Source organism: Agrobacterium sp. SOY23, assembly GCF_027212525.1.
Taxonomy (GTDB): Bacteria; Pseudomonadota; Alphaproteobacteria; order Rhizobiales; family Rhizobiaceae; genus Agrobacterium; species Agrobacterium tumefaciens_I.
In genome coordinates this window covers 471,263-492,932 of sequence record NZ_JAPWDT010000001.1, presented here as the reverse complement: position 1 = coordinate 492,932, position 21,670 = coordinate 471,263, and the positions used below count along the sequence as shown (strand labels likewise).

Here is a 21,670-nt window from a genome sequence, read left to right as displayed (position 1 = left end):
ACTCAACTCTGAAACCTCCGGCTTGCGCCACGAGGCTACTCAAAAACTCTCTTTCAGCCATTGCCCCACCCGGGCTATCCGGCCGCTACCCGTACCAAACGGCGAGAACATTCCGCCTTGCGCCGCATGAATTTCGATATCCGCCACCTGCGGATAGATCATCAGTCCGCAGGCGGTTGAAAATGCCGGTCCCTTCGCCGCCACAGGAAGACCGGCCACACCCATGGGTCGGCCGATGCGAACGTTGCGGGCGAGAATGCGCCGTGCCGTTTCCGGCAGCCCCGTCAGCTGGCTTGCGCCGCCGGTCAGGACAACGCGTTTGCCGACGATGGGGCTGAAGCCGGACTTCTGGATACGATCACGGATCAATTCCAGCGTCTCTTCGATACGCGCCCGCACGATGCGGGTTACAAGGGCTCTTGAAACTTGCGATGGTTGATCGCGATCATCTTCGCCAATCGGCGGGATCGAAATCATGTCGCGCTCATCCGCGCCATTCAGCAAAGCCGAACCATGCACCACCTTCAGTCTCTCCGCATCTTCGATTCGTGTCGAGAGGCCTCGTGCAAGATCTGTCGTAACATGATGGCCGCCAAGGCCGATCGCATCGGTGTGGATGAGACGGCCTTCGGCGAAAACCGAGATCGTCGTGGTGCCGCCGCCCATGTCGATGGCCGCGCAGCCGAGTTCAACTTCGTCGTCGACCAAAGCCGCAAGACCGCTGGCATAGGGTGTCGCCACCATGCCTTCGACGGACAGATGCGCACGATTGACGCAAAGCTCGAGGTTCTTCAGCGCCGTGCGTTCGACCGTCACCACATGCATGTCGACGCCGAGAAGGTCGCCATACATCGACAGCGGATCGCGGATGCCGCGTTCGCCATCCAGCGAATAACCCGTCGGCAGCGAATGCAGGATAGCCCGGTCCTGGCGCATGGACTGCTGGCTTGCCGCCACCAGAACCTTGCGCAGGTCGCTTGCTTCCACTTCCTGGCCGCCGAGATCGATACTCGCGGTGTAGATATCGCTCGCCAGCCGTCCGGCCGAAACATTGACGATCAGGCTGTCGACGGTGAGACCCGCCATGCGCTCGGCCGCATCGACTGCAAGGCGGATCACACCTTCCAGCGCGTCGAGATCGGCGATCACGCCGGATTTCACGCCGCGCGAACGCTGGTGACCGATACCGATGATTTCAACCTTGTGGGTGCGACCGGGGAGGATTTCGCTTTCCTGACGCGGCGTCAGCCGGCCGATCATGCACACGACCTTGGTCGAGCCGATGTCGAGCACCGAAACGATGTGGCTACGCTTGGAAGAAAGCGGCTTCAGACGAGGCAGGCCGAAATGGGAAGAACCGAAAAAGCTCATGTGTTCTTCTCCGCTTTCTTGAGAGCCTTGGTGCGCGCATCGACGGCAGCCTGGCGGCGTTCGGCAGCGCCTTCGGTCAGTTGAATGGTCGTACGATCGGACAAACGCAGGTCCACCGCTGCGACATCGCGCGACAGGACCTTTTCTTCGAGGTCGAGCCGCGCCAGCAGTTGCAGCGCCTGCGGCAGGTTTTCTTCCGGCAGCTTGACGACGATGCCGTTATCGAGATGCAGATCCCAGCGGCGGCCGGCAATGCGCACGTAAGCGCGGACGCGGTTGCGGATTTCCGGCCAGTCGGCCAGCTGCTCGACGAAACCGGCGGCGCCCGTTTCCGCGTCACGGCCGACGAAGAGTGGCAGGGAAGCGAATTTATTGTCGCGCAGCGGCGCGATAACGCTGCCGCTCTTTTCGATCAGCGACAGTTCCGAGCCGTGCTGCCAGATGCCGAAGGCCTGACGTTCCTTCAGGCGAACTTCCACCGTCTTCGGATAGACCTTGCGGATATCGACGTCCTCCACCCAGGGAAGCTGGACGAGCTTGCGGCGCGCCGCGTCGATATCGAGTGCGATCAGCGAGGTGCTGCCGTCGAGGCCGAGAAGCTGGAAGACATCGATTTCCGAGGTCTGAAGATTGCCGGAGACCTTCACATCCTCAACCGCAAAACCGGCAGCCGATGTCGTGGTCTGGGTGACGATGTTGGTGTGGCCGCCGAGCGACATGCCGTAAAGCCCGATCACCGCATAAAAGGCGACGGCCGAAAGCGTGCCGGTATGGGCGGGAATGTGAATGCGTCCGGTCGCGAGGCTGACACCGAAACGCACGAAGCGACGCAGTGGACGCGGCAGCACCCTGCGATCGTCGGCATTGGCCGCCGCCGCGTATTGCTCGCGCTTTTTTGCCGTCGACTTTTTGCCGGTCACCGCAAACACGAAGCGTCCTCCACCATCCAGCTGACAAGGTTACCAAAGGAGCGGCCAGCATGGGCCGCCATTTCCGGCACCAGGGAGGTCGGCGTCATGCCCGGCTGCGTATTCACTTCAAGCCAGATAACTTCGCCATCTTCTGAGAAGCGGTCGTCGTAACGAAAGTCTGAACGGCTTACGCCACGGCACCCGATCGCCCGATGCGCCATAACCGCCAGTGTTTGAATTTTTTGGTAAATTTTCGGTGAAATTTCTGCGGGAATGACATGTTTCGAGCCACCGGCAGCGTATTTCGCATCATAATCATAGAAATTGTGACCGAGCGGCACCACTTCGGTGACGCCCAGCGCCTCGCCATCCAGCACACCGCAGGTCAATTCGCGGCCGTGAATGTAGCGTTCGACCATGACCTGATCGCCATAACGCCATTCCGACGAGGTGAGGATCTGCGGCGGATGCGACTGGTCTTCCTTGACGATCACGACACCGAAGCTCGAGCCTTCGCGCACCGGCTTCACCACATAGGGCGGCGCAAGCGGATGTTCGCTGGTGAAATCGAAGCGGTTCATGACGCGCTCGGCAGCCACCGGAATGCCTGCAGCAGCAGCAACCTTCTTGGCCTGCGCCTTGTCCATGGCAAGTGCGGAAGCCAGCACGCCGGAATGTGTATAGGGAATGGCGAGATATTCGAGGATGCCCTGAATGGTGCCATCTTCGCCGAATGGGCCGTGCAGCGCATTGAAGGCGACATCCGGGCGCAGCTCGTCGAGTACGGCGGCGACATCGCGCCCCACATCGACACGGGTGACCTTGTAGCCCTCACCCTCAAGCGCGAGCGCGCAGGCATTGCCCGACGACAGGCTGACCGGCCGCTCCGACGAAAACCCACCCAAAAGAACAGCTACGTGCTTGCCGCTCATAGAACCCTCTGACACCAACTCTCCGTTACGGACCTCGCGCGAACCGACCGAATTAAACGAACGGTGATTCTGGCACATGACCCTTGAGATCAGTTAAACGCCATTAAGGTTAATGAATCGTTTACTTTCGTTAACCGCCGCGTCCAACATGCCGAGTTCCGTTAAAGAATCAGCATCGATCCGGATTCCCTCCTTGGAATCAGAGAGTTGCGCGGATTGCAACATGCAGGTTTTCAATGATCGGAAATAAAACCGCGCTGGGGCGCCCGACAATCCGCGATGAAGGCAAGGTCGAAACGTTAACAGGCCGGATTATTCCCCAGGGAAAATTATCTGGCGTTTCAGCGTTTTAAATCCACGGCCTGAATCAGTCTCTCAATCGCCGGAACGGCATCCGGCAACAGGATGCGAAGCCTGTCGCATTCATCAATCACATTATTTGCATTATTTCTTTTTTAGCATTCCATAGGAACAAAAATTGCGTTAACGCAGTCATCGCCTCCCAAGGCATGACATTGCAATCATCCAAAATGGAACCAATACCATGACCGACGCGATATCTCCGGTATCGCCGACCGCTGACAATTCGAACGTTGTAAAGACAAATTCGCCTGCACGAGTTCTCACTGCCAGCCTGGTCGGCACGACCATCGAGTTTTTCGATTTCTACGTTTATGCCACGGCCGCAGTGCTCGTGTTCCCCACCTTGTTCTTCCCGAACAACGACCCGATGACGGCGCTTCTCGCCTCCTTCGCCACCTTCTCCATCGCCTTTTTCGCCCGTCCGCTCGGTGCCGTCGTATTCGGTCACTATGGCGACCGCGTGGGACGCAAGACCACGCTTGTCGCAGCGCTGCTGACCATGGGTGTCTCGACGGTCGTGATCGGCCTGCTGCCGTCCTATGAGACCGCCGGCGTTCTGGCGCCGCTGCTCTTGGCACTTTGCCGCTTCGGCCAGGGCTTCGGCCTTGGTGGTGAGTGGGGCGGCGCCGTTCTGCTCGCGACGGAAAACGCACCTCCGGGCAAGCGTAGCTGGTACGGCATGTTCCCGCAGCTTGGCGCGCCTGTCGGCCTGTTCCTCTCTTCCGGTGTCTTCTGGATTCTCCTGCACTTCATGTCGCAGGAAGCGCTGCTCAGCTGGGGCTGGCGCATTCCCTTCGTCGCGTCGATCATCCTGATCGCGGTCGGCATGTGGGTTCGCCTGTCGATTACCGAAACGCCCGATTTCCAGAAGGCAATCGAAAAGGAAGAACGTGTGGCCGTGCCGGTCGCGGAACTGTTCCGCAACCACAAGCGCAGCCTCGTGCTCGGCACCTTCGTGGCGCTGGCCACCTTCGTGCTCTTCTATATCGGCACCGCCTATCTGCTCTCCTACAACGTCAAGGTTCTGAAAATCCCGTTCCTCGACGCGCTGGAAGTGCAGATCCTCGGCTCCATCGTTTTCGGCATCTTCATCCCGATCGCGGGCAAGCTCGCCGAGAAATTCGGCCGTCGTGAAATCCTGATCCTGACGACGGTGCTGATCGGCCTGTTCTCCTTCCTGCTGCCCGGCTTGATGACTGGCAGCGAAGGCTCGATCTTCGTCTTCGCGGCTCTGGCCATGATGCTGATGGGCATGACCTACGGCCTGATCGGCACGGCGCTCGCCGCACCCTTCCCGACCCGCGTGCGCTACACCGGCTCGTCCATCACCTTCAACATGGCCGGCATCTTCGGCGCATCGCTGGCGCCCTACATCGCCACATGGCTGCAGGTGAATTACGGCATGGGTTATGTCGGTTATTACCTCTGCGTATCCGCACTCATCACGCTGGCCTGCATTCTTCTGTCCCGCAAGGACGAAGTCTGAGCCGCAGGATACTGACAGCAAAAAGCCCGCGAAACCTCCGTTTCGCGGGCTTTTTCTTGCTCACTTGCTCACTCAATTGCGCGCTTACGCCACGGCCTGGCGCCGCTCGACATGACCGCTCATGCAGACGCGATTGCGCCCTCCGTCCTTTGCCCGGTAGAGCGCCAGATCGGCATTGTGCATGACCTTGTCGAAAATCTCGGCGTCGCCCCTGAAGGCCACGCCAATAGAAATCGTCACGGCGATTCGCAGGCCCTGATACTCCACCGACATGGCCTCGATTGCCGCGCGAACCTTCTCGCACATCTGCAGAAAGGCCAGCGGACTGGTTTCCTGCACAACGACGAATTCCTCACCACCCAGACGGGCGACATGGGCCGGCGGACCGAAATGGTCGCTGATCCTGCGCGCCACGCTTGCAATGACAAGATCGCCGGCGAGATGGCTGTACCGGTCATTTACCGACTTGAAGTGATCGATATCCAGAAAGGCGACACAATATTCGGTGCCGAGATTGGCGCACCCGGCATAAAGCCCGAGCCGGTTGCTCAGGCCCGTCAGGGCATCCGTATGGCTCAGATGCAGGAAGCGCTCATGGGATTGCACGAGAATTTGCACTTCCCTGGCATTCAGCCAGCAGACCAGCAGCGTCACCGTGAACGCTACGGCCCCGCCGAGCGTCACGCTCAACATGATCCCGTTGACGAGATCGGTCACCAGCCCGAACTGCGACAGGAGCACGAGGCCGCCCGTACACATCACCACGACGACGATTGTCACAAGGCATGCAATGCGAATGGAGAATTCCAGCGGTTCAAGCCGCCGGCGGTCCTCCGGCGTCGCGACCGAAAAACTCATCATCTCGATCGGTTTTTTCCAAAGACCCAACATCATGCTCAAAAGTGCCTAAATCACGTAACGTCGTTGGTATTCCCTAATAAAAACGCATTGAATATCGGTGGGACGAGACTTGCCTCGCCCGCTCGCTCATTCCCCTTAATTATGGGGAAAAACTATTGATCGACCGTTACGATAAAGGCGACGGTTCGATCAATAGCTATTTATCACAAATTATGGCGGAAAGCCCGGCTCACGCTCCGAGGAACGGCTCAACCTCGCGGTCCGGCATGAAGAGGCCAAGGCGCTTGATTTCCCATTCCAGCCGGATACCCGACTTTTCGAACACGCGCTTGCGGATCGTTTCGCCCAGATATTCCAGATCATAGCCGGTCGCATGGCCGGTATTGATCATGAAATTGCAATGCAACGACGACATCTGCGCCCCGCCGATGACCAGACCACGACCGCCCGCTTCGTCGATCAGTTCCCAGGCGGAATGACCTTCAGGATTCTTGAAGGTGGAACCGCCGGTCTGTTCGCGGATCGGCTGCACGGTTTCGCGGTGATGACGCACGGCGTCCATATCGGCGCGGATCTTCGCCTTGTCTTCCGGATAACCTTCAAACAGCGCGCCGGTGAAGATCAGACCCGCATCAGCGCCCGAATGGCGGTAGCTGTAGCCCATATCCGCATTGGAAAGCACATGCTGGTTGCCCTGACGGTCGACCGCATAGACTTCCACCACACGTTCACGCGTCTCGCCACCATTGGCGCCCGCATTCATGCGCAGCGCGCCGCCGATGGAGCCGGGAATGCCGTAATAGAAGTGGAACCCGCCGATGCCATTATCCATGGCCATGGCCGCAATATGCTTGTCCGGGCAGATCGCACCGGCCTTGATACGGTTTTCGCCCGCAAGCTCCACCTGGCCGAAACCCTTGGCGGACAGGCGCACGACCACACCCGGAATGCCGCCATCACGCACCAGCAGGTTGGAGCCGACTCCAACCACGGTGAGTGGCACATCTTCCGGCAGAATTTTCAGGAAGGCGATCAGATCGTCGGTATCGTGCGGCTGGAACATGACCTCCGCAAGACCGCCGGCTCTGAACCACGTCACGCGGTCCATGGGCGCATCCGGTGTCAGACGTCCCCGCAATTCCTTTACCCCGTCGCCGAGCCTCCCCAGCAATTTAACCCCATCGACCTGTCTCATTCAGACTTTCCTGATATGCTCTTCAATTCCGAAGGCAGCGCGGCTGCCCATTGCGTGATATTTCCAGCCCCCAAGAGAACCACAAAATCACCCGGCTTCGCAATGGCTGCGACCTGCGACGCAAGGTCTTCCCGTTTTTCGAGGAAACGGGCGTCGCGGTGGCCGGCGGCCTTGATGGCCGAAACCAGCGCTTCCGAGCTTGCGCCTTCGATCGGATCTTCGCCCGCGGCATAGACCGGAGCAAGGATAATCGTGTCGGCATCGTTAAAACAATGGGCGAAATCGTCAAACAGGCTGGAAAGACGGCTGTAGCGGTGCGGCTGATGCACGGCGATGATGCGGCCGTTGCAGGCCTCCCGCGCCGCCGCCAGAACGGCCTTGATCTCGACGGGATGATGGCCGTAGTCATCGAAGACCTGAACGCCATTGGCTTCGCCCGTCAGCGTGAAACGGCGCTTGACGCCGGCAAAGGAGGCAAGCCCCTTCTTGATGTCGGCTTCCGAAATACCGAGACGATTGGCGACAGCAATCGCCGCCGTCGCGTTAGAGACGTTGTGGCGGCCAGGCATCGGCAGGACGAGGTCCTTGAAGGAGAATATCCTGCCGGTGCGGCGACGGCGGATTTCCACGTCGAAGATCGACCGCGTGCCATCGATACGCACATTCGAAAAGCGCACATCCGCCTGCGGGTTTTCGCCATAGGTGATGACCTTGCGGTCCTCGATACGGCCGACCAGCGCCTGAACCTCAGGGTGGTCGAGGCACATGACGCCGAAACCGTAGAACGGCACGTTCTCGACAAACTGCCGGAACGCGGCGCGCACGGCGTCGAAATTGCCGTAGTGATCCAGATGTTCCGGATCGATATTGGTGATGACGGCCACATCGGCCGGCAGCTTCAGGAAGGTGCCGTCGGATTCGTCGGCCTCCACCACCATCCACTCGCCCTCACCCATGCGGGCATTGGTGCCATAGGCATTGATGATGCCGCCATTGATGACCGTCGGGTCGAGATTGCCGGCTTCCAGCAGCGTCGCGACCATGGAGGTGGTCGTGGTCTTGCCGTGGGTGCCGCCGATGGCGATGGCATTGCGGAAACGCATCAGCTCGGCCAGCATTTCGGCACGGCGAACGATCGGCAGGTGTTTTTCCCGCGCGGCGATGAGTTCCGGATTGTTCTTCTTGATGGCCGTGGAAACGACCACCACTTCGGCGTCACCGATATTGTCCGCCGTGTGGCCGACAAAAACCTCGATGCCCTTGTCGCGCAGGCGCTGCACGTTGGCGCTATCAGCCTGATCCGACCCCTGAACGCGATGGCCGAGATTGTGAAGCACTTCGGCAATGCCGCTCATGCCGATCCCGCCTATGCCGATGAAATGCACAAGGCCTATGGCTTTCGGCATCTTCATGCCTCAACTCCTTCATTCTTGTTCTTGAATTCCTGTACGGACTGGCCGGAAGCAATCGCTTCCACCAGATCAGCCAGCACATCCGCCGCATGCGGCTTGCCGGTCGCCTTGGCCGCAGCCGCCGTTGCCGAAAGACGATCCGGTTCCGAAAGCGCCGACGTCAGCAGGCCGGAAAGTTTTTGCGGTGACAGCTCCGCCTGCTTGATGACACTTGCCCCGCCCGCCGCCGAAAGCGCTGCCGCGTTCGCCGCCTGATCATGGTCCAGCGCATGCGGATAGGGCACGAGGATCGACGGACGGCCGATGACAGAAAGTTCCGATACGGTTGAGGCGCCCGAGCGGCTGATGACCAGATCGGCCTCGCCGATACGCGAGGCCATGTCGCCGAAAAAGGGCGAGACATCCGCCTTCACGCCAAGCTTCTGATAGGACGCGATGACGCTGTCCTTGTCTTCGGGGCGCGCCTGCTGGGTCACGACGATGCGCTTGCGCTGCTCATCCTTCATCAGGCAGATCGCTGCCGGCACCGCGCTCGAAAAGAACTGCGCGCCCTGGCTGCCGCCGAAAACCACGAGCTGGAAGGTCTCGCCCGTCTGCGAAGGCGTATAGGGAATTTCAGATGCCGCCAGCACCGCCGGGCGCACCGGGTTACCGGTAGCAACCGTCTTGTCGGAATATTGGCCGTTGGCGGGCGGCAGGAAGCCACCGGCGATTGCCTTCACGCGGGCAGCCAGCGCCTTGTTGGCGCGGCCCATCACCGCATTCTGCTCGTGAATGATCGAGGGGACGCCAAGTCCGGTCGAGGCAAGCAGCGGCGGCACGGTGGGATAACCGCCGAAACCGACAACCGCGACCGGCTTCAGTTTCGCCACCAGCCGGCGGGCGGCGCGCAGGCCCACCCATAGCTTCCAGAGCGACCGCGCCACGGAAATCGGGTTTTTCGAACCGATGGTGGCAGACGGCACGACATGGATTTCATCGGCCGGGAACTTGCCCGCATAACGCTCGGCGCGGCTGTCGGTGACGAGATGCACCGAATAACCACGCGCTTTCAGCGTATGCGCAAGCGCCTCCGCCGGAAATACATGGCCGCCGGTACCCCCGGCGGCAAGAAGAACAATACCCTTGCTCATGATCATTTACTCCGCAGGAACGCCGGAACCGACGCGGAAGAAGCTGCGCTCCTGCGCCCGCTTTTCAGGTCTGTGGCGTGTCAGCGCCAGAAGGAAGCCGGCGGTGACGCAGATCGCCATCATCGACGAGCCACCATAGGAAATCAGCGGCAATGTCATGCCCTTGGCGGGCATCAGCTCCAGATTAACACCGATATTGATCATCGACTGCATGCCGATCTGGAGCACAAGGCCTGCCACGGCGAAACGGCAGAAATCGTCTTTTTCCTTGAAGGCGTGCGACAGGCCGCGCAGCACGATGAAGGCGAAGATCGCGACAAGGAACATGCAGAAAACGATGCCGAACTCTTCCGCCGCCACCGAGAAGATGAAGTCGGTATGGCTGTCGGGAATGATGCGCTTGACGATACCCTCGCCCGGTCCGCGACCGAACCAGTCACCGCGAATGATCGCCTCGCGCGCCGTATCCACCTGGAACGTATCACCCTCACCCGTCCAGAACCGGTCGATACGGCCCGCAACGTGCGGCAGCATGAGATAGGCGGTCACAATGCCGCCGACGCCGAGGCCGCCGAGCATGATGATCCAGAACCACGGCACGCCAGCCATGAAGAACATGCCGCCCCAGACCACCGATGTCAGGATCGTTTGACCGAAGTCCGGCTGGGCGATCAGAAGTGCGGCCACGATGCCGAAGGTGATGATGGCAAAGAGATTGCCCGGAATTTCAGGATGGCGCGCCCGCTCCGCAAAGAGCCAAGCGCAGACGATGACGAAGGCCGGCTTCATGAATTCCGAGGGCTGGATCGAGAAACTGCCGATGGAAATCCAGCGCCGTGCACCCTTGACCTCAATGCCGAAGAACAGCGCGAAGATCATCATCAACAGTGCGGCAATCAGCATGATGACCGCGACACGCCTGACCTGACGCGGCGACAGGAAGGAAAGGCCGACCATGATCGCCAGCGACGGCACCATGAACATCGCCTGACGCTCGACGAAGAAGAAGCTGTTGAGACCGATGCGCTCGGCAACCGCCGGCGACGCCGCGAAGGACAGCATCAGGCCGATGCCCATCAGCGCGATGAACGCCGCCAGAAAGAAACGGTCAATGGTCCAGAACCATTCCGCGACCGGACCGCGATCAACTCGGCTTACCATGGCCTTCAGCCCCCTTTTCCAGAGTCAACCAGCATCGTCATGCCATCGAGCGCCGCAACCTGCGCGACGAACGAATCACCTCTGATCTCAAAGTTCTTATATTGATCGAAGCTTGCGCAAGCCGGGGATAACATCACGATATTGCCGGCCGTCGCGTCTTTTTCCGCATCCGCCGCCGCGTGCTGCACGGCCTTGTCCAGGGTGCCGGATATTTCGTAGGGCACAGCCTCGCCGAGCGTCGCGGCAAATTCCGCTGCCGCCTCGCCGATCAGATAGGCCTTGGCGATGCGCGGGAAAAGCGGCGAAAGGCTTGTAATGCCGCCGGCCTTTGGCAGGCCGCCGGCGATCCAGTAGATGCGGTCGAAACTCGAAAGTGCGGGCGCTGCCGCATCGGCATTGGTGGCCTTGCTGTCATTGACGAAGGTGACATTGCCACGCCGGCCCACCGGCTGCATGCGATGCTTGAGGCCGGGGAAGGACTTAAGACCGGCGCGAACTTCATCTTCGGAAACACCGACCGCGAGGCAGGCTGCAATGGCTGCCGCAGCATTCTGTGCATTATGGCTGCCGCGCAGGGTCTGGATACCGTCCAGATCGACAAGCAGCGAAGATGTGCCGCCGTGCGCCCGCAAAATGCGGCTGCCTTCGGCATAAAGACCTTCGGAAACGACATTGCGCTTGGAGATGCGCTCCACCTTGACGCCGGCGCGTTCGATACGGTCGGCAATCAGCGTCGAATAGCTGTCATCAACGCCCACAATGGCCGTGCCGCTGCCCGCAACCAGCCGTTCCTTGACGTCGGCATAATGCTGCATCGTGCCGTGACGGTCGAGATGGTCAGGCGTCAGGTTGAGCAGGATGCCGGCCGTCGGATTGATCGTCGGCGCCAGATCGATCTGGTAGGACGAGCACTCGACCACGTAAAAGCGCTGGGCTTTCGGCGGATCGAGGCTCAGCACCGCCGTGCCGATATTGCCGCCGAGCTGCGTATCACGGCCCGAAGCCTTGAGGATATGGGCGATCAGCGCCGTCGTCGTCGACTTGCCGTTGGTGCCGGTAATCGCAATGAAAGGGCAATCCGGCGCATGGGCCCGGCGCTCGCGGATGAAAAGCTCGATATCACCGATCACTTCGACGCCAGCCGCCTTCGCAAGATCCACCGACCAGTGCGGCTTCGGATGCGTCAACGGGACTCCCGGAGCCAGCACGAAGGAGGAAAACGAAGACCAGTCAATCGTGTGAAGGTCCGCAGTCGTAATGCCCTCAGCCTCAGCCTTGGTGACGCTGTCGGGATTGTCGTCGAAAGCAACGACATCCGCACCGCCGGCAACCAGCGCCCGGGCAGTCACGAGACCGGAACCGCCGAGCCCGAAGAGAGCGACTTTCTTACCTTTAAACGACGTGACCGGGATCATCGCTCACCTCAGCTTCAGGGTGGCGAGGCCGAGCAGCGCGAGGCCCACGGAGATGATCCAGAAACGGATGACCACCTGGCTTTCCGTCCAGCCTTTTTTCTCGAAATGGTGGTGGATCGGCGCCATCAGGAAAACGCGCCTGCCAGTGCGCTTGAACCAGAAGACCTGGATGATGACCGACAGCGTTTCCATGACGAAGAGACCGCCGACGATAACCATGACGATCTCGTGCTTGGTGGCGACAGCGATGGAGCCGATGAGGCCACCGAGCGCCAGCGAACCCGTATCGCCCATGAAGATAGCGGCGGGCGGCGCGTTGAACCACAGGAAGCCGAGGCCCGCGCCGATGACCGCGCCGACGATGACGGCGAGCTCACCCGTGCCGGGCACGAAATTGATCTGCAGGTAATTGGCGAAAACCGCATTACCGGCGAGATAGGCGATCACGCCGAAAGTGGCGGCGGCGATCATGACCGGCACGATGGCGAGGCCGTCGAGGCCATCCGTCAGGTTCACCGCATTACCCGCGCCAACGATGACGAAAGCACCGAACAGCACGAAGAAATAGCTCAGATTGAGCACGAATTCCTTGAAGAAAGGAAAGGCGATGGAACTTCCGAGCGTGCCGCCATGCGGTGCGGAGGCAAGCGCCATCTTCATCATGAAGAACACGGCGATCGCCGCGATCAGGAATTCGATGCCGAGACGGGCCTTGCCGGAAAAGCCCTTGTCGCTCTGCTTCGTGACCTTCAGATAATCGTCGTAAAAGCCGATGGCGCCGAAACCGAGCGTCACCATCAGAACGGCGACAACATAGACATTCGACAGGTCACCCCAGAGCAGCGAACCGCCGAGAATACCGGCAAGGATCATCAGCCCGCCCATGGTCGGCGTACCGGCCTTCTTGAAATGGGTCTGCGGCCCATCGGCGCGGATCGGCTGGCCCTTGCCCTGACGTACGCGCAGCGAGTTGATGATCGCCGGTCCGAACAGGAAGACGATCAACGCAGAGGTGAACATCGCCGCACCCGCCCGGAATGTGATGTACCGGAAGAGGTTGAAGATTTGAATTTTATCCGACAGTTCGACGAGCCAGATCAGCATAATTGCCCTTTCAAAAGGCTATTTCAGACTTGGCGTTCCGTCTCGGGGAATGCCGGATACTTGTCAAGCAGGGCGGCGACAATCTTGCCGAAACCAAGCCCAAGTGACGATTTTACCATTAGCGCGTCTCCCGGTTGCACCCATTGCAGGGCAAAATCGGTGAGTTCCGCCGTTGTCGGGAACCAGATGACGGTGACGCTGTCCGGCAGCGCATCGCGCAGCGCGGCCATGGCCTCCCCCGCGAGCCACACATGTTCGATACCGGCCGCGAGCAGCGGCCCGGCCAGTTCCTCGTGCAACTGCGCGGAAAATTCACCCATCTCCAGCATGTCGCCAAGAACCGCCACGCGCCGGCCGTGACCCTGCGTTTCGGTTTCTGCCAGCACGGCAATCGCTGCCCGCATGGAAGCGGGGTTGGCGTTGTAGCTTTCATCGATCAGCAGGAAGGAGCCGCCATTGATCGTCAGGTGATGACGCTGGCCACGTCCCTTCACCGCCTCGAGGGTTCCGAGCGCCTCAAAAGCGCGGTCGAGATTGGCGCCGGTGACGGCCACAGCGCCCAAAACCGCCATGGCGTTATCGGCAATGTGCCGGCCGGGAATATTGATGTGCAGCTCGCTGGTTTCACCGTTCAGGATCGCCCATATCGTCGAACCCGTCGTCGTGCTCTCGAAATCCGCAAGGCGGAAATCCGCCTTGGCGTGCTGCCCGAAGGTGAGGATATGTTCGATACCCTGCTCCTGTGCCGCTTCTTCAAGCTGCTCGAACTGGGCATTGTCGCGGTTGAGAATGACGGAACCACCCTCCTCCACGCCTTCGAAAATCTCCGCCTTGGCGGCAGCTATCTCTTCGATATTCTTGAAATTGCCGAGATGCGCCGGCGCAATCGTGGTGATGATCGCCACATGCGGGCGCACCATCTTCACCAGCGGCCGGATTTCGCCGGAATGGTTCATGCCGATTTCGAACACGCCGAATTCCGTGTCGGCCGGCATGCGCGCAAGCGTCAGCGGCACGCCCCAATGATTGTTGAAGGATGCTACCGCCGCATGCACCCGGCCCGAAGGGGCCAGAGCCTGCCGCAGCATTTCCTTGGTCGTCGTCTTGCCGACAGAGCCGGTCACCGCAATGATGCGCGCCGAGGTTCTTTCGCGCGCGGCAAGGGCAAGCTTGCCAAGTGCTGCGAGCACGTCTTCGACCACGATCATCGGCACGGTCAGGCGACCGAGCGCCGGCAGCTTGGCTTCTGCAACGACCAGAAGGCCGGCGCCGTTGGCAACGGCGAAGCTGGTATAGTCATGGCCGTCCACGCGATCACCCTTGATCGCGAAGAAGGCCTCACCCTGTTTGACCGTCCGGCTGTCGATGGAAATGCCGGTGATACCGGTCGGCAGGTTGCCCACGGGGCGGCCTGCCGTGATGGCGATCATGTCGGCGACTGTCCATAACCAGCTCAAATCTTCGATCCTTCCAGCCCTGCCAGTGCAGAGCGCACCTGTTCATGATCGGAAAACGGCAGCGTCACGGAACCGACGATCTGCCCTTCTTCGTGCCCCTTGCCCGCGACGATCAGCGTATCGCCATGCGACAGCATCGACACCGCATGACGGATCGCCTCTGCCCTGTCGCCGATTTCCAATGCCCCGGCTGCTGCTGCCATGACCTCGGAACGGATCGTTGCGGCATCTTCCGAACGCGGATTGTCGTCCGTGACGATGACGACGTCGGAAAGCCGCGTCGCAACCTCACCCATGATCGGGCGCTTGCCCTTGTCGCGGTCGCCGCCGCAGCCAAAAACGGTGATGATGCGGCCGGAGGTGAAGGGCCTGACCGAGGTCAGCACGTTTTCCAGTGCATCCGGCTTGTGGGCGTAATCCACATAGGCAAGCGCGCCGTTCTTCGTCTGGCCGACGAGTTCCAGACGGCCGGCAGCGCCGATCAGCTTTTCAAGCGCCTTCAGCGCGGTTGCCGCGGCAACACCGGTGGACATGGCCAGACCAGCGGCAACAAGCGCATTCGCAACCTGGAAATCACCCGCCAGCGGGATATCGACTTCAAAGATCACGCCGTCATGATGCACTTCGATCATCTGCTTGTGACGGAAATGCTCGACACGCTTCAGCGTCAGATATTGGCCCTTGCGACCGACGGTGCGCACATCGAGACCCGCTGCGCGTGCTGCCTGGATTGCCTTGTCCGACCATGGATCGTCGGCGAAGATCACCGCCGGAGCGCCTTTTTCCATCAGCGTATCGAAGAGCCGCATCTTCGCGGCCATATAATCCTCGACGGTCGGATGGTAGTCCATGTGGTCGCGGCCAAGATTGGTGAAACCCGCGGCGGAAAGCCTGACACCGTCGAGACGGCGCTGGTCGAGGCCGTGGCTGGACGCCTCCATCGCCGCGTGCGTGACGCCTTCGGCGGCAAGTTCGGCCAGAAGCGCGTGCAGCGTCACCGGATCAGGTGTCGTCAGCGCGCCATAATCCTCGCGGCCGGGAGCGATGACGCCCGTGGTGCCGATCTGTGCGGCGGCATGGCCGGCAAAAGCCCAGATCTGCCGCACGAAGGAGGCGACCGACGTTTTGCCTGCGGTGCCGGTGACGGCAACCATGGTTTCCGGCTGTTTTCCATAAAAACGGGAAGCGGCAAGCGAGAGATAAAGCCGCGGGTCCGGGACGACCAGCACCGGCACATCGGCTTCTACCGCATGTCCGGAAACAACGGCGACCGCACCTTTGGCAACCGCGTCCTTCACATAGGTCGCGCCGTCCGCCCTGGTGCCCGCAACTGCCACGAAAAGGCTGCCGGGCGCAGCCTTGCGGCTGTCTGCGGTGATCCCCCCGATTTCGATCGCCCCGATCTGAGACAGGAGCAATTCTTTCAATTCCGGAAACGCATTTCCGGATATATCTCGCAAATTCATCGACTGTTTCCGTCTTGTCCCCCCGGCGCGAATCGCCGGAACATCATAAGCTAACAATCAATAAGACACGAGCAAGGCCGAGCCATCCTTGCCGAACTTCGGCTTCACGCCCAGCACCGCCGCCGTGCGGGTGATGATATCGTGCACCATCGGTGCTGCGGATGTGCCGGCGAGTGCTGCGCCATTGCCCTTGTCGGTCTTCGGTTCGTCGATGAAGGACAGCACGACATATTGCGGGTCGTCCATCGGGAAGGCCGACAGGAAGGCGTTGAAGTTCTTGTCATGCACGTAACGTCCGTTGACGACCTTGTCGGCCGTGCCGGTCTTGCCGCCGACGTTGAAACCGTCGACGCGCGCATTACGACCGGAACCGTTGACGCCGTTCCATTCGAACAGGAAACGCATATCCTTGCTGGCGCCGGGTTTCAGAACCTGCTTCGCCACCTGATCCGCCTGTTCGCGGGTACGCGGCAAGAATGTCGGCTCGATCAGTTTGCCGCCATTGACGAGTGCCGCACCGGCAACCGCCGTCTGCAGCGGCGTCGTGGAAACGCCGTGACCGAAGGAGATGGTGATGGAGTTGATCTTCTTCCATTCACGCGGCTGCGACGGCAACGCCACTTCCGGCAGCTCGGTCTGCATACGGGTCAGGAGGCCAAGCCTTGTGAGGAATTCCTTGTGGCCTTCGGTACCAACAGTGTCGGCAATCTTGGCCGTGCCGATATTCGATGAATACTGGAAGATTTCCGGCACCGAAAGCATTCGGCCCTTGCCGTGGAAGTCCTTGATGGTGAAGCCGCCGATGCGGATCGGGTAACGCGCATCGAACATATCGCCGAGACGCACGCGGCCCGAATCGAGACCCATGGCGATGGTGAAGGACTTGAAGGTGGAGCCCATTTCGAACGTGCCGTTCGACATGCGGTTGAGCCAGCCTTCCTTGGCGCCTTCGGCCGGGTTGTTCGGATCGTAATCCGGCACCGAGGCCATGGCGAGAACTTCACCGGTATGCACATCCAGAACCACGGCACCCGCACCGATCGCCTGGAACTTGGCAATTGCCGCGGTCACGACTTCACGCACGATGGACTGCACACGCAGATCGATGGAAAGTTTCACCGGCTCCAGCGGCTGGTCGCTGGTCATGCCGAGCGCCGTCAGATCGGCAAGCCCCTGGCTGTCGACGTAACGTTCCATGCCGGCAACGCCGCGATTGTCGATATTAACATGACCGACGACATGGGCCGCGGTCGGCCCGCCGGGGTAAAAGCGCCGCTTTTCCGGGCGGAACCCAACGCCGGGAATGCCGAGCGCCAGAATCTGGCTCTGCTGCTTCGGCGTCAGCTGGCGGCGCAGCCACTGGAAACGCGAATTGGAAGAAAGCTTCTGATAGGTGCTGCGCTGGTCGAGATCAGGCAGGACCGTACGCAGCTTTTCGATGGCCTCATCGATATCCACGATGCGATGCGGCTCGGCGAACAGCGAGACGGTGCGGATATCGGTGGCCAGCACCTCGCCGTTACGGTCGAGAAGATCGGGGCGCGATGCCATCAGCCGGTCTGCGGGCGCAATGCTCGAAACCGTTTCCTGCTGCGCCATGCCATATTGCACGAGACGGCCGCCCACGACGGCATAAAAGGCGACAAAACCGAAAATGAGAAGGCCGACGCGGCTTTTCGCCTGGGCGGCGCGTTTCTTGCGGGCGCCCTCAAAAGCCGCATGATCCGTATAGACACCGGTGGTGCTGGCGGAAAAGTGAGCCTTGCTCTTCAAAACCATGACGCGGGAGAGAAAAGACATCAGCGGTTCACCGATCCTGTTATGGTTTCATCCATCTCGCCGGTTTCATCACCAGCGGTGGCGGAAGCGACCGGGACAGGTGCCGGCGCCGGACGTGAAACGCGTGCGCGGGGCGTGGGAACCGGAACACCGTTCACGGCGATCTGGCCCGCAGGCGGCGATTTGGGCTTCGAAGTGCCACCGAGCGTGGCGCCCGGCTTGGAACCGTTGACGGCGGCGGCGATGACATCCTCGACGCTCATGCCTTCAGGCTCAGGCGGCTGCGGCAATTGCGAACGCAGCATGGGCATTTCACGCGGCTGCGCCAGTTGCGTCGGCAGCGTCGGCGAAAGGCCAAGTTCCGTCTGATAGGCATTGACCAGACGGTGCAGACGGTTCGGCTGCGTCAGCAGCGCCCAGTCTGCCCTCAGGAGATCGATCGTATCCTTTTCAAGCTTGATCTCGGCCTCGAGCTTGCGGACCTCCTCAAGCTTCAGATCGGCCTTGTGCTTGATCGAATAGGTGACGACCGCCGCAGCGACCATCACACCCATCAAGATGACATCGAAAGTGCGCAGCATATCAGCCTCCCATCTTTTCAAGGCTGGCGAGATCGGGAAGTTCGAAGATCGAGAAATCCGCCGCCCGCGCCGGCGCGGTGGTGCGCAGGCCAGCCCGCAGCTTGGCGGAACGGGCACGCGGATTGAGCTCCGCCTCCTCCTCGCTGGCAGCGATCATCGGTTTGCCGATATTCTCGAAAATGGCGGGCTTGTCCTCGACCATCGGCAGATGCCGGGAACCGGCGGCCTTGCCGGAACGGTCGGAGAAGAATTTCTTGACGATACGGTCTTCCAGCGAATGGAAGGTGACGACGACCAGCCGGCCGCCGGGCTTCAAGGACCGCTCTGCAGCGAACAGCGCCTGCGCCAGTTCGCCCAGCTCGTCATTGACGAAAACACGAAGCGCCTGAAACACTCGCGTTGCGGGGTGGATCTTGTCTTTGGCTTTACGCGGTGTGACGATCTCGATGAGGCCGGCCAGATCGCGGGTGGTGCGGAAAGGCTCTTCCGCCCTTCTCTTCTCGATGGCGCGGGCAATGCGACCCGGCTGCTTTTCTTCACCGAGAAAACCGAAGATGCGAATGAGATCGCCAACCTTCGCGCGGTTGACGACATCGGCCGCCGAAACGCCGGAAGCGGACATGCGCATATCAAGCGGACCGTTCTTCTGGAAAGAAAAACCGCGCTCGGCCTCGTCGATCTGCATGGAGGAAACGCCGATATCGAGAACGACGCCATCAAGCCCGCCCTCGGGCGCGTGTTTTGCGAGATCGGAAAATTGCGACTGGATGAGGTTCAGCCGGCCGCCATTGGCGGCAACGATGGCCTGACCACTGGTGATCGCGGTCGGATCGCGGTCAAGCGCGATGACATTGGCACCCTGATCGAGAATGGCCTGGGTGTAACCGCCGGCGCCAAATGTACCGTCGAGAATGATCTTGCCGGGTGCAGGCTCCAGCGCCGCAATGACTTCGCGAAGCAGGACCGGGATGTGACGCTGAGGTCCGCCATCGGCATCAGAAGATCGTCCGCCAGAATTCGCCGCCATCCCGTATCCCCGTCCTAGGCGGGGCGAGCAGCCGAAAAACCGCGCCCCGCTCTTGCTTCCGCCTGCGCCGCCAGAAACGCATTCGGTTGCCAAAGCTGAAAATGATCCGCCCGTCCAACGAAGGTGACCTCGGTGGATATGCCGGTGAATTCCCGCACAAAATCCGTCACCATCAATCGACCTTCCTGGTCGAGCTTCATGAAAACGCCGCCACCGTGAACCAGCAGCGACATTGCGTTCGCCTCCGGCGAGAAGGCATCCATGGACGCGATCTGCCGCTCGTAGCGCTCCAAAAGATCCAGACCGCCGACACTGATTGCCGGAAAGGCGAAATCCTGGAGACAATAAAGCTCCTGAATGCCGCGCCTGACCAGCACCGAACGAAACGGAGACGGAACCGAAACGCGCCCCTTGGCGTCGATCCTGTTCGTCACGTTCGATAAAAAGCGGTCCATTACTCAACTCGCCAAAACCGCATTCCGCAAAGCGAACCATCCACTTCACAGACGACACCGGTACGCACGACACATCGCCAAGCGCCAAGGCGACGTGCCCTGCAGCAGCCCCTCGTAGGCTCCTCACTCGTTTCAGCGATTGCGGGTCAAAAACACGACCCAATGTGGTGTGCATTTGGGATATCATGGGACACTATGGGCGTCAATGGGAGAAGCCGGCACGATACCGACTTCGCATCGGAAATTCATAAGCCGTTAAGTTTAACGAATGGTTTACTTCAGGTGCGCGGCTGCGCTTTCACGGCACGGAAAGGCGCGATGAAATCGACGTTTTTCGCGTGAAAACAAGGAAATGATTTGGGACATCCCACTGACGGCAAAAGGCGCGCCGCCGGACTTCCTTTACAGCAACGATGACCTTGCGCCCTGTCCGGCCCGCTCGGACAATACCAACCACGTTGACGTCGAATACGGCCGTATCAGAGCTTGACTTTTTAAACTTTCAATTGATTTTATGCACCTCAAATTGATCTTTATTGAGATGTAATGATGGCGATATACGCGACAGGTTTACCCGCATTTTTAAGTTATTTTGGTATTGGCCTGGTTTGTTTTGCGATTTTTTCCGCCATTTACACGCGCCTGACGCCACACGAAGAAGTTGAACTCATCAAGGCCGGAAACATTTCGGCGGTGGTCGCCTTTCTCGGCGCCCTGATCGGCTTCAGCCTTCCGCTGGCTTCGGCTGCGGCCCATTCCGTCAGCCTTCCCGACTACGTGATCTGGGCGGTGATCGGCCTGCTGGTGCAAGTCCTTGCATTCTACATCGCCAAGCTCTCCATGACCGACCTGCACCTGAAAATCACCGAGGGTAACGTCGCGGCCGGGCTCTGGAGCGGCGGCATCGCCGTGGTCATCGGGACCTTGAACGCCGCCTGCATGGTGTATTGAGGAACAGACATGTATCTGGACGTGACAGAACATCCGCGTCTCGCCCTCGGAACGATTGCCGCGATAGGCCTTTTTATGGCTTTTTCACCGGAGGAAGATGTCCTCTACACCTCCGTTGACAAATGCGTCGCCTCAGGAGTTTATCCCAAGGCTTGCCAGGCGGCATCCGAAGACGCCAGCCAGCATCACCTCGCCACCGCGCCGAGATTTCGCAACATGGTCGCATGCGAAATGGAATATGGTGCGGGTAATTGCGCTCAGCTGCGACAAAGCGTCGATTCCGGCAATTCCACAGGCATGAGCGTCTTCGCACCGTCACCGGTCGGATTTGTCATGCCCCGGTCCGTCGAAAACTTTGCAGACTACAGCAAATATCGTCGCCATCAGCAAAACAGCGAGTCGGGTTCCACCGGTGCGATGTCGGCCTATCGAAAAGGCAATGGCGACCTCGTCACACCGGATGTGCGCACCGACCAACAGAACGGCGGCTCTTCAGGCGGACGTAATGCAGGAGGCGACACGCTGGTGAGTGACGTCAAACCGCTCAACGCCAAAACGAACGTAAGGGGCCGCGGCGGATTTGGCGGCCACTCCTCTTCCGGAAGCTGAC

At 60.2% G+C, this 21,670-nt stretch carries 19 protein-coding genes; 3 read left to right on the top strand and 16 right to left on the bottom strand.

What is annotated here, in order from left to right; translation table 11 throughout:
- Nucleotides 1–39: 39 nt before the first annotated feature.
- Genes ftsA through O3S81_RS02335 form a run of 3 tightly spaced genes read right to left on the bottom strand, consistent with a single transcriptional unit; the run spans nucleotide 40 to nucleotide 3,214 of the window.
- A complete protein-coding gene (gene ftsA / locus O3S81_RS02345; RefSeq protein WP_080856566.1) occupies nucleotides 40–1,371 on the bottom strand; it encodes a cell division protein FtsA in 1,332 nt (443 codons plus the stop codon).
- Nucleotides 1,368–2,300: a cell division protein FtsQ/DivIB gene (locus tag O3S81_RS02340; protein ID WP_442864851.1), complete on the bottom strand. Its 933-nt coding sequence runs from the start codon at nucleotides 2,298–2,300 to the stop codon at nucleotides 1,368–1,370. Before O3S81_RS02340 ends, ftsA begins: the two co-directional genes overlap by 4 nt.
- Nucleotides 2,288–3,214, bottom strand: coding sequence for a D-alanine--D-alanine ligase (locus tag O3S81_RS02335; protein ID WP_269340678.1), 927 nt, complete (start codon nucleotides 3,212–3,214; stop codon nucleotides 2,288–2,290). Before O3S81_RS02335 ends, O3S81_RS02340 begins: the two co-directional genes overlap by 13 nt.
- A gap of 544 nt (nucleotides 3,215–3,758) precedes the next feature.
- Between O3S81_RS02335 and O3S81_RS02330 the strand changes: the two genes are divergently transcribed.
- Nucleotides 3,759–5,063: an MFS transporter gene (locus tag O3S81_RS02330; protein WP_269340677.1), complete on the top strand. Its 1,305-nt coding sequence runs from the start codon at nucleotides 3,759–3,761 to the stop codon at nucleotides 5,061–5,063.
- An 84-nt stretch (nucleotides 5,064–5,147) separates the two neighbouring features.
- Here the strand turns inward: O3S81_RS02330 and O3S81_RS02325 are convergent, their stop codons facing one another.
- The 13 genes from O3S81_RS02325 to mraZ all read right to left on the bottom strand — a co-directional run bounded on the left by O3S81_RS02325 (nucleotide 5,148) and on the right by mraZ (nucleotide 20,109).
- The gene (locus O3S81_RS02325) at nucleotides 5,148–5,957 is read right to left on the bottom strand and encodes a GGDEF domain-containing protein (protein WP_269340675.1); all 810 of its coding nucleotides are present in this window, start codon (nucleotides 5,955–5,957) and stop codon (nucleotides 5,148–5,150) included.
- A 196-nt stretch (nucleotides 5,958–6,153) separates the two neighbouring features.
- The gene (gene murB / locus O3S81_RS02320) at nucleotides 6,154–7,119 is read right to left on the bottom strand and encodes a UDP-N-acetylmuramate dehydrogenase (protein ID WP_269340673.1); all 966 of its coding nucleotides are present in this window, start codon (nucleotides 7,117–7,119) and stop codon (nucleotides 6,154–6,156) included.
- Nucleotides 7,116–8,531, bottom strand: a complete 1,416-nt coding sequence (gene murC, locus O3S81_RS02315; RefSeq protein WP_269340672.1) for a UDP-N-acetylmuramate--L-alanine ligase — start codon at nucleotides 8,529–8,531, stop codon at nucleotides 7,116–7,118. The genes murB and murC overlap by 4 nt, the downstream gene beginning before the upstream one ends.
- A complete protein-coding gene (gene murG, locus O3S81_RS02310; protein WP_269340671.1) occupies nucleotides 8,528–9,664 on the bottom strand; it encodes an undecaprenyldiphospho-muramoylpentapeptide beta-N-acetylglucosaminyltransferase in 1,137 nt (378 codons plus the stop codon). The genes murC and murG overlap by 4 nt, the downstream gene beginning before the upstream one ends.
- Before the next feature lie 6 nt (nucleotides 9,665–9,670).
- The gene (gene ftsW, locus O3S81_RS02305; protein ID WP_269340670.1) at nucleotides 9,671–10,825 is read right to left on the bottom strand and encodes a putative lipid II flippase FtsW; all 1,155 of its coding nucleotides are present in this window, start codon (nucleotides 10,823–10,825) and stop codon (nucleotides 9,671–9,673) included.
- Between the two features lie 5 nt (nucleotides 10,826–10,830).
- A complete protein-coding gene (murD, locus tag O3S81_RS02300; RefSeq protein WP_269340669.1) occupies nucleotides 10,831–12,240 on the bottom strand; it encodes a UDP-N-acetylmuramoyl-L-alanine--D-glutamate ligase in 1,410 nt (469 codons plus the stop codon).
- A 3-nt stretch (nucleotides 12,241–12,243) separates the two neighbouring features.
- A complete protein-coding gene (gene mraY / locus O3S81_RS02295) occupies nucleotides 12,244–13,344 on the bottom strand; it encodes a phospho-N-acetylmuramoyl-pentapeptide-transferase (RefSeq protein WP_269340667.1) in 1,101 nt (366 codons plus the stop codon).
- Between the two features lie 23 nt (nucleotides 13,345–13,367).
- Entirely contained in the window at nucleotides 13,368–14,801 is a 1,434-nt protein-coding gene (locus tag O3S81_RS02290) for a UDP-N-acetylmuramoylalanyl-D-glutamyl-2,6-diaminopimelate--D-alanyl-D-alanine ligase (RefSeq protein WP_269340666.1), read from the bottom strand.
- On the bottom strand, nucleotides 14,798–16,267 hold the full coding sequence (locus tag O3S81_RS02285) for a UDP-N-acetylmuramoyl-L-alanyl-D-glutamate--2,6-diaminopimelate ligase (RefSeq protein ID WP_269340664.1): 1,470 nt from the start codon (nucleotides 16,265–16,267) through the stop codon (nucleotides 14,798–14,800). Before O3S81_RS02285 ends, O3S81_RS02290 begins: the two co-directional genes overlap by 4 nt.
- Before the next feature lie 57 nt (nucleotides 16,268–16,324).
- Nucleotides 16,325–18,067, bottom strand: a complete 1,743-nt coding sequence (locus O3S81_RS02280) for a peptidoglycan D,D-transpeptidase FtsI family protein (protein WP_269340663.1) — start codon at nucleotides 18,065–18,067, stop codon at nucleotides 16,325–16,327.
- Nucleotides 18,067–18,627 carry a cell division protein FtsL gene (gene ftsL, locus O3S81_RS02275; protein WP_269340662.1) on the bottom strand — a complete coding sequence of 187 codons (561 nt, stop codon included), beginning with the start codon at nucleotides 18,625–18,627 and terminating at the stop codon, nucleotides 18,067–18,069. The genes O3S81_RS02280 and ftsL overlap by 1 nt, the downstream gene beginning before the upstream one ends.
- A gap of 1 nt (nucleotide 18,628) precedes the next feature.
- A complete protein-coding gene (rsmH, locus tag O3S81_RS02270) occupies nucleotides 18,629–19,654 on the bottom strand; it encodes a 16S rRNA (cytosine(1402)-N(4))-methyltransferase RsmH (RefSeq protein WP_269340661.1) in 1,026 nt (341 codons plus the stop codon).
- 14 nt (nucleotides 19,655–19,668) lie between these two features.
- The gene (gene mraZ / locus O3S81_RS02265) at nucleotides 19,669–20,109 is read right to left on the bottom strand and encodes a division/cell wall cluster transcriptional repressor MraZ (RefSeq protein ID WP_269340659.1); all 441 of its coding nucleotides are present in this window, start codon (nucleotides 20,107–20,109) and stop codon (nucleotides 19,669–19,671) included.
- A gap of 549 nt (nucleotides 20,110–20,658) precedes the next feature.
- Between mraZ and O3S81_RS02260 the strand changes: the two genes are divergently transcribed.
- Nucleotides 20,659–21,060, top strand: coding sequence for a DUF350 domain-containing protein (locus tag O3S81_RS02260; RefSeq protein ID WP_269341384.1), 402 nt, complete (start codon nucleotides 20,659–20,661; stop codon nucleotides 21,058–21,060).
- Nucleotides 21,061–21,069: 9 nt separating this feature from the next.
- Entirely contained in the window at nucleotides 21,070–21,669 is a 600-nt protein-coding gene (locus O3S81_RS02255; RefSeq protein ID WP_269340657.1) for a DUF1190 domain-containing protein, read from the top strand.
- The last annotated feature ends 1 nt before the right edge of the window (nucleotide 21,670 follow it).